16 protein-coding genes are annotated in these 18,121 nt (G+C 65.5%); 6 read left to right on the plus strand and 10 right to left on the minus strand.

Going from position 1 to position 18,121, the window contains the following annotated elements; translation table 11 throughout:
* Nucleotides 1–10: 10 nt before the first annotated feature.
* Complete coding sequence (locus tag ACWHYQ_RS04920; protein ID WP_447974622.1) at nucleotides 11–1,750, minus strand: ATP-dependent DNA helicase; 1,740 nt, start codon at nucleotides 1,748–1,750, stop codon at nucleotides 11–13.
* A 203-nt stretch (nucleotides 1,751–1,953) separates the two neighbouring features.
* On the opposite strand from ACWHYQ_RS04920, the gene ACWHYQ_RS04925 reads away from it, so the two are divergent.
* A complete protein-coding gene (locus ACWHYQ_RS04925; RefSeq protein WP_447972380.1) occupies nucleotides 1,954–2,994 on the plus strand; it encodes an IS630 family transposase in 1,041 nt (346 codons plus the stop codon).
* Nucleotides 2,995–3,000: 6 nt separating this feature from the next.
* On the opposite strand, the gene mobF is transcribed toward ACWHYQ_RS04925, so the two are convergent.
* The 4 genes from mobF to ACWHYQ_RS04945 all read right to left on the minus strand — a co-directional run bounded on the left by mobF (nucleotide 3,001) and on the right by ACWHYQ_RS04945 (nucleotide 5,893).
* Nucleotides 3,001–4,287, minus strand: a complete 1,287-nt coding sequence (gene mobF / locus ACWHYQ_RS04930) for a MobF family relaxase (RefSeq protein ID WP_447974623.1) — start codon at nucleotides 4,285–4,287, stop codon at nucleotides 3,001–3,003.
* Between the two features lie 186 nt (nucleotides 4,288–4,473).
* On the minus strand, nucleotides 4,474–4,680 hold the full coding sequence (locus ACWHYQ_RS04935) for a helix-turn-helix transcriptional regulator (protein WP_447974624.1): 207 nt from the start codon (nucleotides 4,678–4,680) through the stop codon (nucleotides 4,474–4,476).
* A 645-nt stretch (nucleotides 4,681–5,325) separates the two neighbouring features.
* Complete coding sequence (locus ACWHYQ_RS04940) at nucleotides 5,326–5,676, minus strand: DUF2442 domain-containing protein (RefSeq protein ID WP_447974625.1); 351 nt, start codon at nucleotides 5,674–5,676, stop codon at nucleotides 5,326–5,328.
* Nucleotides 5,651–5,893, minus strand: coding sequence for a DUF4160 domain-containing protein (locus ACWHYQ_RS04945; RefSeq protein WP_447974626.1), 243 nt, complete (start codon nucleotides 5,891–5,893; stop codon nucleotides 5,651–5,653). Before ACWHYQ_RS04945 ends, ACWHYQ_RS04940 begins: the two co-directional genes overlap by 26 nt.
* A 140-nt stretch (nucleotides 5,894–6,033) precedes the next feature.
* Here ACWHYQ_RS04945 and ACWHYQ_RS04950 point away from each other — a divergent pair, with 140 nt between their 5' ends.
* Nucleotides 6,034–7,284, plus strand: coding sequence for an IS256 family transposase (locus ACWHYQ_RS04950; RefSeq protein WP_447974627.1), 1,251 nt, complete (start codon nucleotides 6,034–6,036; stop codon nucleotides 7,282–7,284).
* 33 nt (nucleotides 7,285–7,317) lie between these two features.
* Here ACWHYQ_RS04950 and ACWHYQ_RS04955 read toward each other — a convergent pair whose 3' ends face one another.
* Complete coding sequence (locus ACWHYQ_RS04955; RefSeq protein ID WP_447974628.1) at nucleotides 7,318–8,532, minus strand: tyrosine-type recombinase/integrase; 1,215 nt, start codon at nucleotides 8,530–8,532, stop codon at nucleotides 7,318–7,320.
* Nucleotides 8,533–8,877: 345 nt separating this feature from the next.
* Nucleotides 8,878–9,921, minus strand: a complete 1,044-nt coding sequence (locus ACWHYQ_RS04960) for an NAD(P)-dependent alcohol dehydrogenase (RefSeq protein ID WP_447974629.1) — start codon at nucleotides 9,919–9,921, stop codon at nucleotides 8,878–8,880.
* 267 nt (nucleotides 9,922–10,188) lie between these two features.
* Between ACWHYQ_RS04960 and ACWHYQ_RS04965 the strand changes: the two genes are divergently transcribed.
* Both ACWHYQ_RS04965 and ACWHYQ_RS04970 read left to right on the plus strand, forming a co-directional pair.
* The gene (locus tag ACWHYQ_RS04965) at nucleotides 10,189–10,629 is read left to right on the plus strand and encodes a hypothetical protein (protein WP_447974630.1); all 441 of its coding nucleotides are present in this window, start codon (nucleotides 10,189–10,191) and stop codon (nucleotides 10,627–10,629) included.
* A gap of 169 nt (nucleotides 10,630–10,798) precedes the next feature.
* On the plus strand, nucleotides 10,799–11,308 hold the full coding sequence (locus ACWHYQ_RS04970; RefSeq protein ID WP_447974631.1) for a hypothetical protein: 510 nt from the start codon (nucleotides 10,799–10,801) through the stop codon (nucleotides 11,306–11,308).
* Between the two features lie 286 nt (nucleotides 11,309–11,594).
* On the opposite strand, the gene ACWHYQ_RS04975 is transcribed toward ACWHYQ_RS04970, so the two are convergent.
* Nucleotides 11,595–13,025, minus strand: a complete 1,431-nt coding sequence (locus tag ACWHYQ_RS04975; RefSeq protein WP_447973018.1) for an IS1182 family transposase — start codon at nucleotides 13,023–13,025, stop codon at nucleotides 11,595–11,597.
* A gap of 267 nt (nucleotides 13,026–13,292) precedes the next feature.
* Between ACWHYQ_RS04975 and ACWHYQ_RS04980 the strand changes: the two genes are divergently transcribed.
* Nucleotides 13,293–14,609 carry a c-type heme family protein gene (locus tag ACWHYQ_RS04980; protein ID WP_447974632.1) on the plus strand — a complete coding sequence of 439 codons (1,317 nt, stop codon included), beginning with the start codon at nucleotides 13,293–13,295 and terminating at the stop codon, nucleotides 14,607–14,609.
* Nucleotides 14,609–15,460, plus strand: a complete 852-nt coding sequence (locus tag ACWHYQ_RS04985) for a S1/P1 nuclease (RefSeq protein WP_447974633.1) — start codon at nucleotides 14,609–14,611, stop codon at nucleotides 15,458–15,460. The genes ACWHYQ_RS04980 and ACWHYQ_RS04985 overlap by 1 nt, the downstream gene beginning before the upstream one ends.
* Nucleotides 15,461–15,500: 40 nt before the next feature.
* Here ACWHYQ_RS04985 and ACWHYQ_RS04990 read toward each other — a convergent pair whose 3' ends face one another.
* Together ACWHYQ_RS04990 and ACWHYQ_RS04995 are read right to left on the minus strand one after the other, a co-directional pair.
* Complete coding sequence (locus tag ACWHYQ_RS04990; RefSeq protein WP_447974634.1) at nucleotides 15,501–17,411, minus strand: sigma-54-dependent Fis family transcriptional regulator; 1,911 nt, start codon at nucleotides 17,409–17,411, stop codon at nucleotides 15,501–15,503.
* Nucleotides 17,412–17,541: 130 nt separating this feature from the next.
* On the minus strand, nucleotides 17,542–18,051 hold the full coding sequence (locus ACWHYQ_RS04995; protein ID WP_447974635.1) for a hypothetical protein: 510 nt from the start codon (nucleotides 18,049–18,051) through the stop codon (nucleotides 17,542–17,544).
* Between the last annotated feature and the right edge of the window lie 70 nt (nucleotides 18,052–18,121).

Here is an 18,121-nt window from a genome sequence, read left to right on the forward strand (position 1 = left end):
CTTCTCAGATTCACTCGCGTTCATGCTGAGCGTGCGCGGCCTTCTCTTCCAGGACCCTGGCCTGAGCGTGCGTCGAGTTGATGTCCGCGGCGCGGTCCGCGGTGCCGGCTGGGTTGCCGGCAGAGCCGGCTTCCTCGCGCTGCCTCTCTGCCTGTCCGCGATGGCCGTCCACCCGGGGTTGCGGGACGCAGGCCGTCTCGGGCCCAACCTGATCGCGATCGAGCGAACTCGTTTTCCGCACTTCCATGCTCGCGTGCCGCCGGAGCTCGGCCACATCCGGGGTATAAACCTGCACATCCTCCCGGCCCCGCGTCACCGCGACATAGAAGCTCTGATAGTTGCCGCGGGTTGGGGCCAAGTGGCCTTCCGCGTTTAAATGCGGTTGCTGCCCGGCGTCGGCGTGAACAAGGACCGTCTGCGTAGTGGTCCCCTGGCTCTTGTAGTCTGTGACCGCGTAGCCGTGCGCCAGGTAGTTGTATTCTGTTGCCCCAAAACTCGTAATCCGCCCGTCGCTCAACTTGACGGTCATATGCGCTGCACTCACCTCCAGGACCTGTCCGCGTTGGCCGTTACGGACATCAATCTGCCGGTCGTTTTTTAAGAAGACCACGGTGTCCCCTTGGCTCAATGGGAGCTGCCGCGTCTCATACCCGGCGAAGCAGTCGGCTTGCTGCCGACCGTCCGGGCCGACGTTCGCGGTTAGGTGGATCCGGCGGATCTCTGCTGATCCGTGCTTGTTGGCGATCTCGACGGTCAACGCATTCGTGGAGGTCTCCACAGCCCGTACCGTCGCAACGGTTCCCGGTTTCCAGCCGTGGCCCTCCTGGTCCCGGTGAGGCACGAGACACACAAGCGTGTCACCGACCTGATAAGACGCGGCAAACCCTCGCTCCGTGGGCCCAATGTTCTTGGACTCGCGTATTTGCCAAGTGTGGTTCTCAGTGCCGACGAGCCCACGCCGTTGGAGTTCGATTCGAATCGCCGCATTCAGTTGGCGGGCGTCCTCTCGATAGGGCGACACGGCCAGCACGTCTTGGCCCGCCTGGACGCGGTCGGCATAGGCGATCGCGATGGCCTGGTGGACATCGGCCTTCGCCTGGTCGCGCGCGGCCCTGTCCTGGGCGTGTCGCGCATACTCATGGAGACGGCCATCCTGGGAGAGTCGTGTGATGGCCGCGTCAAGGTGCTTGGCGGCCATCGCTTCCACCGCCTCTTTGTAGCTGGGCTCGACCTGGCGTTTGATCTGGGTCAGAGAATAGGTCTGCGCCACTCCGCGTTCCTGAAGTTCCGAAAATAAACGCCCGGATCCAATCGCGGCGAGCTGCTTGGTGTCCCCGACCAGGATGAGCTTGGCCTGACGCGCTTCGGCTCGCTCGATGAGCTCCTTCATCTGCCTTGACCCGAGCATGCTGTTTTCATCGACGATCCAAAGCTCCTTCCCGGGCGAGCGATCGGGCGATGACTGATCGCCAACCTGGGCGAGAAACTTGTGGGCTGTGTCAGCATCGATGCCGGCGTGCTCTCGGAGCTCCCTGGCCGCCTGGCCGGTGTAGGCGAGTCCGCGGACCGTCCATCCGGCCGCCTCAGCCGCCTCGCGCACGTGGCGGAGCATGGTCGTCTTCCCCGTGCCCGCGTCCCCTTGGACAAGCACGAGCCGATCTTGGCTCGTGAGAATCCCCAAGGCCGCATCTCGTTGATCGTGAGACAGGTGGCGGCTGTTTAGCAGGGCCTCGGCCTGCTGAGGGCTCATCACGGCTACCTGTTGGCCGCGCCCGGCCCGTGCGTACGCAATGACGTCGCGCTCGGCCTTGTAAATGTCATGTGTGGTGTAGAGTGGCTCTCCGTCCTCGCGGATGCGAAGAAACGGTATTTCCGCCCGGTCTCGTCGTCCTCGACTTATTAATCGGAGCATGAAATACTTGACATTTGACGGGCGATGGTTATCACGTGGCCATGCGTGCTCGAACCCGGGATGCGCGGCACCTGTCGCCCGAAGCTCAAGAAGTCTTGCGCGAGAAGGCCGTGGCCGCTGTCAAGCAGCAGGGGCGCTCCAAGGCCGAAGTCTGTCGGCTCTTGGGCATCAGTCGGCAAGCCCTGTACACCTGGTTGAAGCGCCATGCGCGGGGGGGCCGGCACCCGCTGAAAGCGCGACCCCGGGGCCGACCGCGCGGCGGCCAGCTCAAGGGCTGGCAAGCGGCCCAGGTCGTCCGCACCTTGACCCACTGCTGTCCGGAGCAGATGCACTTGCCGTTCTACTTGTGGACCCGCGAAGCGGTCGGCGAGCTGATCGCGCGCCGGTACGGGCTTCGGCTGTCGGTCTGGACCGTCGGTCGCTACCTGCGGGCCTGGGGCTTCACCCCGCAGAAGCCGCTGCGACGGGCCTACGAGCGGGACCCGAAGGCGGTGCGACGCTGGCTGGAGGTCGAGTACCCCCGAATTCGGGCAGCGGCCAAGCGCGCGGGGGCCCAGATCTACTGGGGTGATGAGATGGGGCTGCGCTCGGATCATCAGGCGGGGACCAGTTGGGGCAAGCGCGGCCAGACCCCGGTGATCCGTGGCCCCGGTCGGCGCTTTCGCTGCAACATGATCTCGGCCATCACCAATCGCGGCCGGTTGTACTTTATGGTGTTCCGGCATCGCTTCACCGCACGAGTCTTCCTCCGATTCTGCCACCGCTTGCTCCGGCACGTGAGGCATCCGGTCTTTCTGATTGTGGATGGGCATCCCGTGCATACCGCGGCTGTCACCCAGCGGTGGCTCCACCGTCACCGCGATCGGCTGCGTCTGTTCTTCCTGCCACCCTACAGCCCGGAACTGAATCCCGACGAATATCTGAACCAAGACGTCAAGACCAACGCGCTGGGCCGTCGGCCGCCCCAGGACGCAGATGAGCTGGCGGTCAACGTCCGTCGCTATCTTCGCAGCACCCAGCGCATGCCGGCCGTGGTGCAATCCTTCTTCCATCACCCTGCGGTCCGCTATGCGGCTGAGTGAAAGGCGTCAAGTATTTTGCGCTCCCGGTAATAGTTCATCCATGGCTCGGTCGAGGTCTGCGGTCGTGGCTTTCCCGCCGGCAAGCTGGCTGGCGGTCTGCATCCACTGTTGGCGAGTGAACACGCTCTCGGATTCGGTGAGCCGCTGAGCCGCGAGCCGCGCGATGTCACGGGCGTCCAGCCAGGTCACGTCAGGGCTAGGTGCGTGCACACGGTCGGGCGAATGGGAGCCGTCTTCGCCCCGTCCCGACTCAGCAGCCCCGCTCCGGCGCCTGGCCTCTACGATGAGCGTCTGCACCTCTTGCCCATGGACGAGTGCTGCGCGCTCCTGCCAGGCCTGACGAAGCGTATCCTGATCGATCCCCGTCTGCTTCGCCTGGCGCGAGCCAAGCGCGGCCCACTCTCTCAGTTTGGACGCGTCGACGCCAGGATAGTGGCTGCGAAGGTCCTCGACCACGAGCTGAATCTGCTCACGACGGCGGGAGAAGGCCTCGATCATGACCTGGCTGACGCCGTGGATCTCCCACAACCCCTTCTCCCCCCAATCCATGCGGTAGCCGAGCTGCTGCACGCGGGCGGCCAGCTCATTCCGATAAATGGCCCCCAGCTCCATTTTGGCGGACAACAATTTCTCTCCCGTGATCGCCCGCCATTGCCCGTCCTCTCTCTGGGTGACGTTCAAGACGATACAATGTGAATGTAGTTGTGGGTCGAGCTCTCGTGACGTACTGTGCTGAAACGTGGCGATCGTCCAATTGCCGGTCTGCACTCGCCGCTGGGTGCCATCGATGTACTGCCGGCTCTCGGCGTACCGGCTCTCAGCGTAGCTCAAGGTTGCCTTGACCGCCTCGTCGTGGGCGCGAATCAGGCGCTCGTCGCCACCGACGAGTGACACGATACTCACCGACTTTGGGGCTGAAAATGTGAGGTCGTATCCGGCTCGATGCGCCCCGTCATTGGCCGGGCTCCCAGCGACAAGCTCGTCGGAGCCGTCGGGCGTACGACCGTTGAGTAACTGAGCGAACGTCTCCGCACTCACGGGACCCCGCAAGCCAAGCCGCGCCGCCCCCTGCCCTTGCCATTGCGAGGGGGCGGTCTCGCGCTCGGAATAGTACCCGTCCGTCTGGGAGTAATATGCACTCGCCCGGTCGGCGGCGATGGAGGTAATGGACAGCATAATCGGTCTATGGCTGTCGGTCGTCGTGATAGAGCTGCGAAAAAATAATTTCTCCTGGCTTCGGCAAGCGGCCGTGACGGCGGCGAAATTCGCGAATCCGCACCAACATCCACTCATGGGTCTGCTGCCCCGCTCGCATGCGATGCGCGTAGGCGTCGCGGTCCGCCTGGGGGCCGGAGGCGAGGCGATCGGCAGATGCGACCGCATCGCGACCATTGAGTCATCAGAGACCTCCGTGGAGTGAGTCAGTATGGTGAATCCGCCATCTGGGGCGGGCCGCCACGCGGCAGCCCGTGCATCTGGTCACTTCACCGGGCACAGCTGCGCCCTCGGCTGTGCGGATGTGGTCAGCCATTGGAGCACTTCTGTCTCGCGGTACCGCACCATCCGGGATCCAATTTTTACGTACGGCGGGCCGCCGCCGCGCAGGCGCCACGCCTGGAGCGTCCGGCGCGAGATGCGCAGCATCTCCGCGACCTGTTGTTCATCGAGGTACATTTCTGTAATCATGGTTCCCCCCACCAGAAAATAGATGGATGCCTCTCTCGCGCTCAGCGCGGGGAGGTACGATCGGTGTCGAGATCCTATCTAGGCGAGAGTGGGAGGTGCGCGGAGGAAACGACAAATAGGGAGTAGGAGCCGCAGTGCGGGCCGCGTGGTGAGCGGAGGGAGCCGGCGGACGGTCGTCGGCACAGGCAGCGTCGCAGCCAGGAGATCCTCCAGGCAGGTCAGGAGCGCCACCCAGCCGTGCGTTATCCAATCATGGACCCGCGCCATGGCGCGCAGGACCCCGCGATACGCTGGCGACCAGAGGAGGGCGGCAGGCATAGCGACCGTCGCCCCGAGGTACCACGTCGCGCCGAGCGCCGCGCTGGCGCCGAGCAAGATCGCCGTCATCACAAGCCAGCGCCGTGCGCGCTTAGCTATAGGTATATGATCGCGGCTCATCGCCGTCATTTTCCAGCACATATCATGCCACGTATGTTATCGTAATGGATCGTATTTGATGGTTTTCCAGCGTAGGGTGTGCGTTGGCATCTTTGCCACACTGTGTGTCATTTTGCCTCATGCGGATTCGGGAGCTGCCGGTACACCTTGCCGACGACCAGGCTGGCCGGATTGCTCTCGACGTACTCCGTCATCGTCTCACCCGTGTCATTTTGCCATCCTTCCGCCCGATCCCGTCCGCTTCATCCCCGTGAGATTCTGCGGTCGCTGGCGCTTGGTACGGCTGGTTCGGGACCGCCCGACCCGCGCCGGCGCTGGCGCCCCACGCAGTAAGCCCTCCGTGCTGAGATCCTCGTCCAGATCCGGCCAGTGAATGCCGTACCCACCTGCGCACACCTTCCAATTGGCCAGCTGCTTCGCCGTGCCACCCAGCAGCCTCGGGTACCAGACCAAGGGAACGGCAATCGTCCGACCGTCCATTAAATCGACGGTCAACGTGTCTGCCGAGACGCGCACATCCCGCACTCGCTCGTCAGCGCTCAGGGCCAAAATGCCCATGCCATGCCTCCAGGCGTTGTTCTCGATGCGCTTCAATCAGGGCTCTGACTCGCCGCAACTCTCGCGGCAAAAACCCGGCATTCCGCGCGAGTGCTACCGGCCGAAGCCAAAATTTCGCCGAACGATCATCGCGATCCACGTGGACGTGCGGAGGTTCGTTCGGTTCGTGGCTAAAAAAGTACACGCGGTACGGACCGCTCCGTAAGATCGTTGGCACCGCGAGAGTCTGCCACAAGCGTTGTGCGTCGCCTACTGGAGGTATAGTCAAAAAGTGTGGAAATAGGAAAAAGGCGGTGGCATCCTTCCGGGTGGCAAAACCCACCGGGCCGAGGCCCGGCCAAGAAAGGAGGCACCGCCATGCAGGAGCAGAACACAGGAAATGGGTCGCCGTCAAGCCAGGAGTGGTGGGAGCATCTGGAAGACTTTGTCCGGGGGCATATCCAGCGGTTCATCCAATCGCTGGTGGAGGATGAAGTGACGGAGCGGTTGGGGCGGAAGAAGTCGGCGCGCCGAGCGGCAGTGGACGCCCCGGAGGGGTACCGCAATGGGTACGGCAAGCCCCGGAAGCTGACCCTGACGTGCGGCACGATCACCGTGCGGCGGCCGCGGGTGCGGGGCTTGGCCGAGCGCTTCGTCAGCCGCATCCTGCCGCTGTTCAAGCGCCGGACGAAGCAGGTCGGCGAGCTCCTGCCCCAGCTGTACCTGCACGGGCTCGCGCTCGGGGATTTCGAGCTGGCGCTGCGGGGGCTGTTGGGCGAGGGCGCGCCCTTGTCGCCCGCCTCGCTCCAGCGGCTCAAGGCGCACTGGCAGGTGGAATACGACGCCTGGAAACAGCGGCGGTTGGAGGACCTGGAGGTCGTGTACGCCTGGGCGGACGGGCTGTCCGGGAAAGCCGGTCTGGAAGACAGCCAGGCGGCGCTGCTGGTCCTGATCGGCGCGCTGACTGATGGCCGCAAGGTCGTCCTCGCAGTGGAGAGCGGCCAACGCGAGTCCAAGGAGTCCTGGGGGGCCGTGCTGCGCGATCTCCGGGCACGAGGGCTGAAGCCCTGGCGTGGCCCGGTGGCCGATGGGCACCTCGGGATCTGGGCCGCCTTAGCCGAGCAACAGCCCACGGCGGCCGAGCAGCGGTGCTGGAACCATAAGATTCTCAACGCGCTGGACGCCATGCCCAAGAAGCACCAAGCTGAGGCGAAGGCCTTGCTGACGGCGATGCCGTATGCCGAGACGCAGGCCGAGTGCGAGCGCCTCCGGGATCAGTTCAGCCGCCGGTATCGGGCGCTGGCCCCGAAGGCGGTCGAGCGCTTACAGGCGGACTGGGCACGGCTGGTCACGTTCTATCAGTTCCCGAGAGCGCATTGGCAGCATCTGCGGACGACCCACGGGGTCGAGTCCCCGTTCGCCGCCGTGCGGCTGCGGACGACAGCCGGGAAGCGCTACAAGCGGGTCGAGTCCGCCACGGCGCTGATTTGGAAAGTCCTCCAGGTCGCCGAGCAGACGTTCCGGCGCCTGAACGCGCCGGAGTTGCTCCCGGCCGTCTATGCCGGGGTCCAGTTTGTCGACGGCGTGAAGCAGTCAACCATGGTCACCCGACAGGAGGCCGCCGCCTGATTCCATTTACACACCTATTGACAAGACCTCCGCCTACTGCGCATTCGTCGCAACGGCTTCGACCGGCACCTCTGCGCTGTCCAGCACCTCACCAGGAGCTTCGCCCGGCCGCGCCGCACCGATCACGGCCAGCATCTTTGCCGCATTCAACTCAAGCGCCTCGCGCACTGAGTCCAATTGCAGCCGCGCGTAGATCGCCGTCGTACTCGGCTGGGAATGATTGAGCGCTTTGCCAATGAGCGGGAGGCTGGCCCCGCTCGCTGCCAGCCAGCTTCCTAGCGTTCGGCGCAGATCGTGGATGCGTACGTCCTCCAGCTTGGCCTTCCTGCGAATTTCTTGCCAGGGCTTCGACACCTTCACCAGATGCCCGCGCCCATAACGCCCCGGAAAGACATATGGGTTGCCAGACAGCCGGGGGAGCTTTTTCAACTCCTCCAGTACAGGACGAGGGAGCGGCACATAGTGTGGCCGATTGGCCTTCGTTTGTGGAATCCGCCAGACGCTTTGTTCGAAGTCCAGCTCCTCCCATTTCATGGCGAGCACCTCGCCGCGACGCGCACCCGTCAGCAGGCACAGGAAGAATGCGGCGCGCACAAACACATTCGGTTCCTCCTGTATCGCCCGCCAAAGCCTAGGCAGCTCGGCCGGCGTGACGAATCGGTCCCGTTTCTCTTCCGGAAACGGCGGAATGCCTTTACACGGGTTAGGCCCTGGATAGAGCCCCCACACCTCGGCCAGATTGAACATCTTGCGGACCAGCGCCAGTAGGCGATTCGCTTGATAGGGACGCGTTTTGCCGATGCTGGCATGCATCGCCGCCACCTCGGCTCGCGTGATCGCGGCTAACGGCTTCGTCCGCCAGCCTGCCAACTTATTGTCGAGCAGCGATTTGTCGTTGCGCGCGCTCCGCTTCCGCGGGAGCCACTCCGTCCGGTAGCGGTCCTCTAAGTCCTGCCAGGTCGGAGCAGCGCGCGCTGCTCGCCGCGCCGCTGCGGGATCGCCCCCGGTCACAATCTCCGCCGCTTTCTTGATCGCTTCCGCCCGCGCCTGCTCAACCGTCAGCACGCCATAGCGGCCTAGTGTGATGCGCCGGACCCGTCCTCGTACCCGCTTTTCCAGCACGAACGTTTTCGCCGAGGGCGTGAGTCGCACCGCAAAGCCCTTGAGCTCCGTGTCCCGGAGAAAGATTTGCCCAGTCGCCGGACACAGGGTCTGCTCAATCACCCGTTTTGTGAGTTTCCTCGCCATGTTTCCCCTTCAGTCTACATGCTGTCTACACGGGTTCCCGACTCTCTCGCTTCGTCAGCACCGGAATCAGCGGATCTGGAATGTAGACATTTTGTAGACGGGAGAGATAGCAATCCCTAGTGGTCTGTGTCAATCGCACAATAGGATCTATTCTATAAGCCATTGAAATATCGCAATTATGCGTACTCGCTGCCTTTCTGTCGTTGTGGTCGAAAATGACTCTTAATCAGCGGGCCGCAGGTTCGATCCCTGCACGGCCCACCACACTTCGCGAGCGTGGCCGCCGCGCTGGGGTACCCATTGTCTTTCTTCCTGCAATGGGTCGAGGGCGCAACCGGGCCGCCCTTAAAGCGAACCCAGGTCTATGACGAAGCGGTATCGGACGTCTCCCCGAAGCATCCGCTCGTAAGCCTCATTGACCTGCTGGATGGGGATCACCTCCACGTCCGCGGGAATCTGGTGCTGGGCGCAGAATTCGAGCATCTCTTGGGTCTCGCGGATGCCGCCGATGAGCGAGCCCACGAGCCGCCGGCGGCGGAGCAGCAGGGAAAAGGCGCCCAGCGGGATCCGCTCGGCCGGCGCCCCGACCAGGATCATCGTCCCGTCTGTCTTGAGCACATTGAGATACGCGTTGATGTCGTGGGGAGCTGACACCGTGTCAATGATGAAGTCAAACCGCCGGCCGAGCCGGCTGAGGCCGCCAGGATCCGCGGACAGGATGAAGTCGGCTGCGCCAAGACGCTTGGCGTCGAGTCGCTTCGTCTCGGAGTGACTCAACACCGTCACCTCCGCGCCCAAGGCCGCGCCGATCTTGACGGCCATGTGTCCTAGCCCGCCGAGCCCGACGACCGCCAGTTGGTGTCCGTTCCCCACGCCCCAGTGCCGGAGCGGAGAATACGTGGTGATCCCCGCGCAGAGCAGCGGCGCCGCCCGCTCAGGCGGGAGCTCGCGGGGGACCCGCAGGACATAGCGCTCATCCACCACGATCTGGCTCGAGTAGCCGCCGTAGGTCGGCGTGTGCCCGTCTTTCTCGGTGCCGTTATAGGTCAACACTAGGTGGCCTTCGCAATATTGCTCGATGCCGTTCTGGCACTGCGGACATTCCCGACAGGAATCCACGAAGCAGCCAACTCCGGCGGTATCGCCCACTGTGAAGGCCGTCACCGCCGACCCGACCTCACTGACCGTCCCGACGATCTCGTGGCCGGGCACCATGGGGAACAGCGACCCGCCCCATTCATCCCTCGCCTGATGAATGTCGGAATGACAGATCCCGCAATAGCGGATCTGAATCAGGACATCATATGGCCCCACGTCGCGCCTGAAAAACGTGAAGGGCGCCAAGGGCGCGCCGGCCGTCATGGCCGCATAACCGCGTGTCTCTCGCATAGGTGCCTCCCGTTCGTTGCCTGCGCCGTCTATTCTGAGCGCAGGTCATCCGCTCAGGCAAGACCTGCCTTCCCCCCGATTTTCCGCCAGCCCGGCGGGCAAACGCCCCGCTCCGCGTGCCAGTGCTTACTAACCGACAGGAACCGCCACCTGCCGACGAGGCGACCGGACCGCCAGTCAAGTCCGTGTCGGAGTTGTCCGACACGGAGGCATCCATCAACCTTAGCCAGGTCGCGGGAAGGAACCCGCGGCTAGAAGGAGGGTGTCATGCAACGCGCGATCGGAATGGTAGCGGTGTTGGCGGTTCTAGGCCTCGTCGGCGGGGCGGTTCTTTCGCTCGCCGATTCGCCGGAACCCATTTGGTCAACGGACACGGCTCCGCCGAGCCCGCCTGTGTCGAAGGCGGCCCCGTGCCCGAAGGCAAAGCCGTACGACAGCCCCATCTGGTCAACGGACACGGTGCCACCGGCGACCTGCGAGCAGATGTCGGCCCCTTCGCCTCCGAAGGAAACGGACAAGGACGACGACATGATCAAAGAGGCACCCAAGAAATCCTTGCTTCCGTGCTCCCAGGTAAAGCCCTACACCGGGGAGATCTGGTCAACGGATACGGTTGAAGTCACGCCCTGCCGGAAGGAAGCCGTGGCTGCCTCTGTTCCCAAGGTGAAGCCCTACGACGGACCCGTCTGGTCAACGGACTCCCGGTAAGCCGGACGGCACAGGTGCCCGGCGCGAACCCTCTTTCCCCCACGACCCCCGCGGAGCGGAGCTCTCCGGGGGTCGTGGCGCGAGAGCACGGCCCCGGCGGGATTCCGTCAAAGGCATGACGGCGAGAGACCTTCCTGCTACAATGTGCGCCACGACCTCTGCGGCCCCCATGAAAGGCGACACGGTCTCACCTCTCCGCAAATTCCCGCCGTGGCTGGTCCCGGTCATCCTTGGGACGACCATCACGGTCTTTCTCCTCGATGCGCTGACCCCGAGCGGGGTGGACGTGGCGACGCTCTTGGTAATCCCGGCGTATCTCGCTGGCTGGCTTCCGCACCGGTGGGCCTCGCCGCTGGCGGCGATCAGCGCGACCGGATTGGTGCTGATCGGCGCGTGGCTCTCTCCCCCAGGCGGCGTGCCCTGGATCATTTGGACGAACCGCCTCCTCACCGTGATCGCGATCTGGCTCGCCGTCGCGGTCAACGTGGTCCAGCGCCGGCTGACCGCCGAGCTCAAGATGCTGCGAGGGCTGCTGCCCATCTGCGCCTCCTGCAAGAAGATCCGCGACGAGCAGGGGAACTGGTACCATCTGGAGCAGTACATCCTCGACCACTCGGAGGCGGAGTTCACGCACAGCCTGAGCCCCGCTTGCCTTGAGGCGTACAAACAGCCGCCTTGAGCCGATCACGCGGCTCCGGCACGCAGGCGAGCCGCTGCTATGCCCATGCGCGAGCCATGGAGCGCCCGGACTCACCCGCTGCCTTGACAGTCCACGCCCAAATTCTGCCCCCGCTACGCGGTCGGAATCCGTAAAAATAATTGCCTAGAGATGTATTTTGGGCTAGGTTAGGAGCCTGTTGCTCAAACTCATGATCGAGCCCTCTGGTCACCAGACATTGATTCGCTTCGCTCCCATGTGGGCTTCTCGCTGCCGAGACCGCGAGGGAGCGTGGCCTTTGAGAGAGTCATCCCCTTGTCTTCTTTCCGCTTCCCCGGCCAAGCCGTCGCGGTTCGCTGCCCCTGCGCCGACCGGTCCAGGCCGCCTTCCCACTCCGCCAGAGCTTCAACAAGTTATGCGTGGCGCAGAGCAGCTTCCACTCGCCGTCACAGGCTTGGCGGCCACGGCGCATGAAGCGATCACAGCCACGGGTGCTCTTGATCTGGCCGAATACCGGCTCCACCGTCTGGCCGCGCTGCGTGTACAGACGACGTCCGCGCTGCGTCAGCAGCGTGCGCTCCATGCGGTCGCGGGCCGTCAGCCCCTTCGGACAGCGGCCTCGTGGCGGTGGCTGCTCCCGCAGCGCCTTGCGCTGTTTCCAATCTTGGTTCGGCGCGATCAGCAACTCAGGTCCGGCGGGATCGGCCTCCGTCAGGTTGGCCTCGCTGCAATAGCCGGCATCTGCCAGGGCGGTCTTGATGGCCTGCGGGTGCTCGATGGCCTGCAGATTCTCCTGCGCCTGCGTCAGCATCGGATGCAGTTGCCGGACATCGTTCGCCTCCTGCGTGACGGCGGCCGCCACGATGATCTGCGCCTCCGTCACGACCGCTTGGGCATTGTAGCCTTGCACGTACCCGGCCTGGGTCTTCATGATGCGACTGTCCGGGTCTGTCACGTTCGCCTTGGCCGTGGCATCCGCTGCCGCTTCGGCCGCCTTCGGCTTGCGGCCCCGCTTCTTCTGCCCGGTGGCGGCTTCCTCGGCCTGGCGGGCCTCAAGCTTGGCCTGCTGCTGCGCGGTCGCCTCGGCCGCCGCCTGCGTCAACCGTGCCTGGCACGCCTTCAACCGGGCCAGTCGGCTCCGCCGATCCCGCAACGCCTCCGGCAGTTCGTCGCCCCGCTGCTCCGGTCCGTACAGCCGATCCTCGGCGGCATCGGTGGCCTGAGCCTCGGTCAGCATCCGCGTCACCTCCGCCGCAATCGTCTCGGCGGTCCGATTCGCTGCCAGCGCCGCGTCGGCCTTGATCTTCGTGCCATCCAGGGCCACCACCCCGACCTTCACCAACCCCGCCGCCGCACACAGCGTCAGCACCTGCGTAAACAGGGCGGCCAACGCGGCCTCATGGGTCTGCCGGAATCGGGCGATCGTGGTGTGATCGGGCCGCTGATTGGCCGCGAGCACCCGAAAGGCCACATCCCGCTCGCACAGCCGTTCGATCCGGCGGCTGGAGCGCTCCCCCAGGCAGTACGCATACAGCAGCAGCGCCACCATCATGGCCGGCTCGTAGGCCGCTTGGCCCCAGCCATCGGCTCGGTACGTCCGCTCGATCTTCGTCAGATCCATCTGGGCCACCGCATCCAGGATGAACCAGGCCAGATCGCCCTCCGGCAGCCAATCCTGCAACGCCGGCGGCATCAGATACAGTTGCTCGCGCTCACACGGCAGAAAGTTGTAGCCCATCGCATCCTCCCTTCGGTCATGACTCGGGAAGACAGTATACATATAATTGCCTAGGTGTCAAGGGGTTTGTGCAACAGGCTCTTAGGAGGGGTGCCTCGTGAGGGGGGCCATTGAGCCGAAGTGATCCGCCTGCCCAGGCGGTGACGGAGTGCCATATAAGGTCCATGTCCTTGCGGCCGTCTATGATTTCCATTACAGTAAGCTGTCAGCCGACGTCTTCCCCCGCCGCACTCAGACATCGCTCCGCGATTCCCGGCTAGGGACGCTATGTCCGCGGTTCATCACTGGCGCATCCGATCCAAGCTCCTGCTCAGCATCACCCCGCTCATCGTCGTGATGACGGGAGTCGCTGCGTACGCCCTCCACCTCCGGAACGCGGCTGACCTCGAGCGGCTGCTCACGAAGCGGGCCGAGGCGATCTCGCTCCAGATCCTCGCGGACCGGCAGTACTACGCGTCGGTCATCGTCCCACGCCTGCTGGAGATCGGCGGGACCGTGGACGTGGACTATCAGCGGGCCCACGGGCGCTTTCCGCTGCCCGCGACGTTCCTGCGCGAGGTCTCGGAATACACGGCCGCGCACAAGGGCGGCTTCCAGGCCAACCTGATCAGCCAGTGGCCCATCAACCCCGACAAGGGGGTCACCGACCAGTTCGAGCGGGAGGCTTTTGCCTACCTGAGCAGCTTTCCGAACGGCAAATTCTACCGGATCGAGAAAATCCAGAGCAAGACCGTCATGCGGTTCATGACCGCCGACCGCGCTGTCGCCCAGTCCTGCGTGGATTGCCACAACGCCCATCCCCGCAGCCCCAAGCACGATTTCAAGCTGAACGACGTGATGGGCGGCCTGGAGATCGCCATCCCCGTGGACGAGTACATCGAGCAGGCGCGCCGGGAGCTGCTCGCGACGGTGAGCGGCGGGGTTGTGTTCCTGGTGCTCTTCATCGGGATCGTGGACTGGGCCACGCGGCGGACCGTGACGCGGCCGTTGAGCAACCTGGTCACCCGGATGGAAACGCGGCTCAAGATCCGGGACGACCACTCCGGCCTCGATCTCTCGGACGCTCCGGGCAACGAGATGGAGCGCTTCGAAGAGGCCTTCAAGCGGGTGGAGGAAATCCTGGCTGCGCAGCAGGCCCAGCTCAAGAAGCAGCAGGGCGAGCTGCAGGTAGCCAATCTGCGCCTCGAGCAGCAGCTCTGGGACAACGCCAAGGCGCTCCAGGACAGCGAGCGGCGATTCCGGTACATCCTCGACCTCATCCCCGAGCCGCTGATCTACGTGAACCCCAGGGGGGTCATTCAGGCGGTCAACCGCCGGGCGGAAGACATCTCCGGCCGGATGACGATGGACCTGGTGAGTCTGCCCCTGGCCACCATCCTCTCGCCCGAGTCCGCCGCTTATGTCACGGAGCTGTTCGAGGCGATCGCGCGCGGTGAGGGGCCGCCCTACGAGGTGACGCTCGACGTGCTCCGGCCGACGGGCGGGGTGGCCCGCCTGGCGATCAGCTTCGCGGCGCTCAAGGACGACGAGGCGACGCTCGGCTATCTCCTCGTGGCCCGGGAGACGGCCTCGCGGGCTCGCTAGTGACCTGTCCTGGTCGGATAACATGCGCCCGGGTCCTCGCCGTCGCGGCGGCGTTCGTCGGAGCGGCCGCCTGCTTCTCCCCTTCGGCCTCCGCCTGGGGCCCCGAAGGCCATCGCCTCGTCGCGGCCCTCGCCGAGACCCGGCTCACGCCGGACGCCCGCCGGGCGGTCGGCGCCCTCGTGGGCGAGGGCGGCCTGGTCAGCATCGCCGCCTGGGCCGACGACATCCGGAAAGAGCGCCGCGAGACCGCCCCCTGGCACTACGTCAACATCCCCGGAGACCGGCACGACTACGACCCCGCCCGCGACTGCGCCGCCCCGCGGCAGGGCGATTGCGTCGTGGCCGCCATCGAGCACTTCCGGGCGGTTCTTGCCGATCCAACGCGGGGACGCGACGAACGGGCCGAGGCGTTGAAGTTCCTCACCCACCTCGTCGCCGACGTGCACCAGCCCCTCCACTGCCTCAAGGACGAGGAGGGGGGCAACCGGATTCTCGTGCGGTTCTTCGGGGAAGAGCAGCACCCGATCTCGCTCCAGCCGTGGAACCTCCACGCGGTCTGGGACTCCGGACTCCTGGAGCGCGCCGGGCTGGGCGAACGGGACCTTTTCGAGAGGCTGCGCACCTCGCTCGAAAGCCGGCCCCAATCCGAGCTGGACAGCGCAGCACCCGCCGCCTGGGCCCTGGAATCCCACGGGGTCGCGCTGCTGATCATCCTGGACCTGCCGCCGAACCGGAACCTGGACGACCGGTACCTGCGCCAGAGCCTCCCGATCGTGGAGGCGCGTCTGGCCCTGGCCAGTGCCCGGCTGGCCTCGCTCCTGAACGAGGCGCTGGCCACTCCCCGCCCGTGACGACCTGCTGAGGGCCAGACGGCGGTGGGCTGATCGGGATCTAAGGAATCCCCAACTGTCGGCACAGGCGGGAGAGATAGTTGGGATGCAGCTTGAGCGCGAGCGCGGCCTTGCTCTTGCTGCCGGCCTTGACGATCGCGTGCTGGATCAAGGTGCGCTTGTGCGCCTCGATGGACTCGCGGAAGGGAAGGTCGAGCAGAGACTCGGCCGGCGGCGCCTCGACTGCCGCGACGCCAAGGGCGATGTCCACGGGCTCGATCACGTCGTCGGAGGACAGCACGACGGCCCGCTCGATCACGTTCGCCAGCTCCCGGACGTTGCCCGGCCAGTCGTGGCCCTCCAGCATCGCCGCCGCCGCGGGCGTCAACGACATGGGCGCGCGCCCCATGTCCCGGCAGAAGCGCTCGATGAAGCATCGGGCGAGCGGCAGGACATCCTCGCGGCGCTCGCGGAGCGGCGGCAGGGTGATGGTCACGACGTTGAGCCGGTAGTACAGGTCCTTCCTGAACTTGCCGGCCCGCACGGCGGCGGGCAGATCCTGGTTGGTCGCCGCGATGACGCGGATGTCCACCTTGATCGGCTGCGTGCTGCCTACCCGCTCGAACTCGTGGTCCTGCAATACCCGCAGCAGCTTGGCCTGCAGCTCGGGCTTCATGTCGCCGATCTCATCGAGGAACAACGTCCCGCCGTGCGCGACCTCGAGCAGGCCCTTCTTCTGCTGGTGCGCCCCCGTGAACGCGCCCTTCTCGTGCCCGAACAGCTCGCTCTCGAGCAGGTGGTCGGAGAGCGCCACGCAGTTGACGGCCACGAACGGCTTGGCGGCGCGCGGGCTCCAGGCATGGATGGACCGGGCCAGGATCTCCTTGCCGACGCCGCTCTCGCCGAGGAGGAGCACCGTCGTGTGGGCCTTCGCCACCCGGCGGGCCACCGCGACGGGCTCCCGCATCGCCGGGCTCTCGGCGACCAGGCTCCGGTATCGGTCCTGCAGGACGCCCTGCAGATAGCGGTTCTCCTCCTTGATGTTCGTGACAAGCTGCGCGTTCCGCAACGCGACCGAGGCGTGCGCCGCGAAGGCCGAGAGCAGGTCCAGGTCGGCCGGCTCGAAGCGCTTTTCCTTGGTCGTGTTCAGGACCTCGATCACGCCGAGGATGCGACCCCGGTCCTGGAGCGGGACGGCCAGGATCGAGGTGGTCTGGAACCCGGTGACGCTGTCCACGCGGCCGTCGAAGCGCGGGTCCTTAGCGACGTCGTTCACAAGCACCGGCCGGCGCGCCCGGACCACCCAGCCCGCGATCCCCTGGCCGGGCTTGAGCCGGATCTCCTTCAGCCGCTCGCTCGCCGGGCCCAGCGGGACTTTGAAGACCAGCTCGTCGGTCGCGGGATCCACGACCAACAGGCTCGAGGTGTTCGTGCACATCAGCCGGTTCGCCGTGATCAGGATGAGCTGGAGGAGGTGGTCCAGGTCCACCGCGGAGGTGAGCAGGTGGCTCAGCTCGAGCAGCGAGGCGAGCTGGTCCAGCGACGGATTGGACGGGACCGGATGCTGACCCAGAAGCTGCTCGATCGTCTGACGGATCTCCGGCGCGTCCGCGAATTCAATCCCGATATAGAAGGTTTCGTGCGCCTCATCGCCACGGGTTGGAGCCGGCGAGGCGACCCAGATGCTCCGTCCCCACAGCCAGTGGTTCTGGCTTTCTTCGCCCGCGACCTGGCAGTCAATCCGGAGGGAGGCGCGGCGGAATTCGGCGGACGGGCAAGGCAGCGGGCCGAGGGTGTGCAGGCGCATCCCGCGGCAACAGAGATCATAAGCCCAGGCGCTCCCAGAGCCGAGCGCCTCGGAGGTCTTCCCGCTCGCGAGGTGCGATAGGCGATAGTGCACGAGGAAGGAGCGGCTCAGCCGCGGGGCCTGTCGTCGTTCGGGGCCGCGGTACGGCTCAGGCGCCTCGCTCACAGGGCCCTCATTGCTTAGGGGAAGACACCAGGCCTGCCGCGCGGGCATTCTAGCAAGACCGGTCGAACAACACAACCGACCTCGGGCCTTCCAGCGACGCCGTGCTCGTGTGCCATCCGCCCCGTCCGGGTCACCGGCCGGCGGCCCGCCGGGCCTGCTCGAGCAGGCGCCGAAAGCCGCCGGCGTCGCCATACTCCGCGAACCGCTCGTGGTGCGGCGGCGGGTGGAACCCCTCGGTCGCCTGATGCTTGCTGGGGCAGAAGTAGGCCTCGGTCTCGCCGGCGATCCGGGCCGCGTACTGGAGCAGGCCGTTCGCGTACCCGCAATAGGCGCAGGCGAGCTTTTGCACAGCCGAAAGATAGGGCAGCCGGTGCCGGTCGATCCGGATGTAGTCGCGCCGGCGCACGAACGGGATCCCGAGCAGCCGGAACACTGCCCGGTGATACAACTCCAGGGACAGATCCAGCATCACCAGCGGGACGATCATGGCGTAGAGGAGCGGAGCGGCTAGCACGGTCCTCCAGGAAGGCAGTGCGAGACGATGGAGCGAGGCCTCATCCGGACTGAAGGCCGGCCGGGCGCCGCGCCGCGCCGAGACTGTCGTCAGGAAGGCTTTGAGTTCTGCCATGCTGCGAACCATGGTCCCCTCCCCGGCAGCAACCTGCCGTCATCGGCACAACAAATCCTACCACGACTCACGGGCGCCCTGC

Source organism: Nitrospira sp. Kam-Ns4a (genome assembly GCF_965152595.1).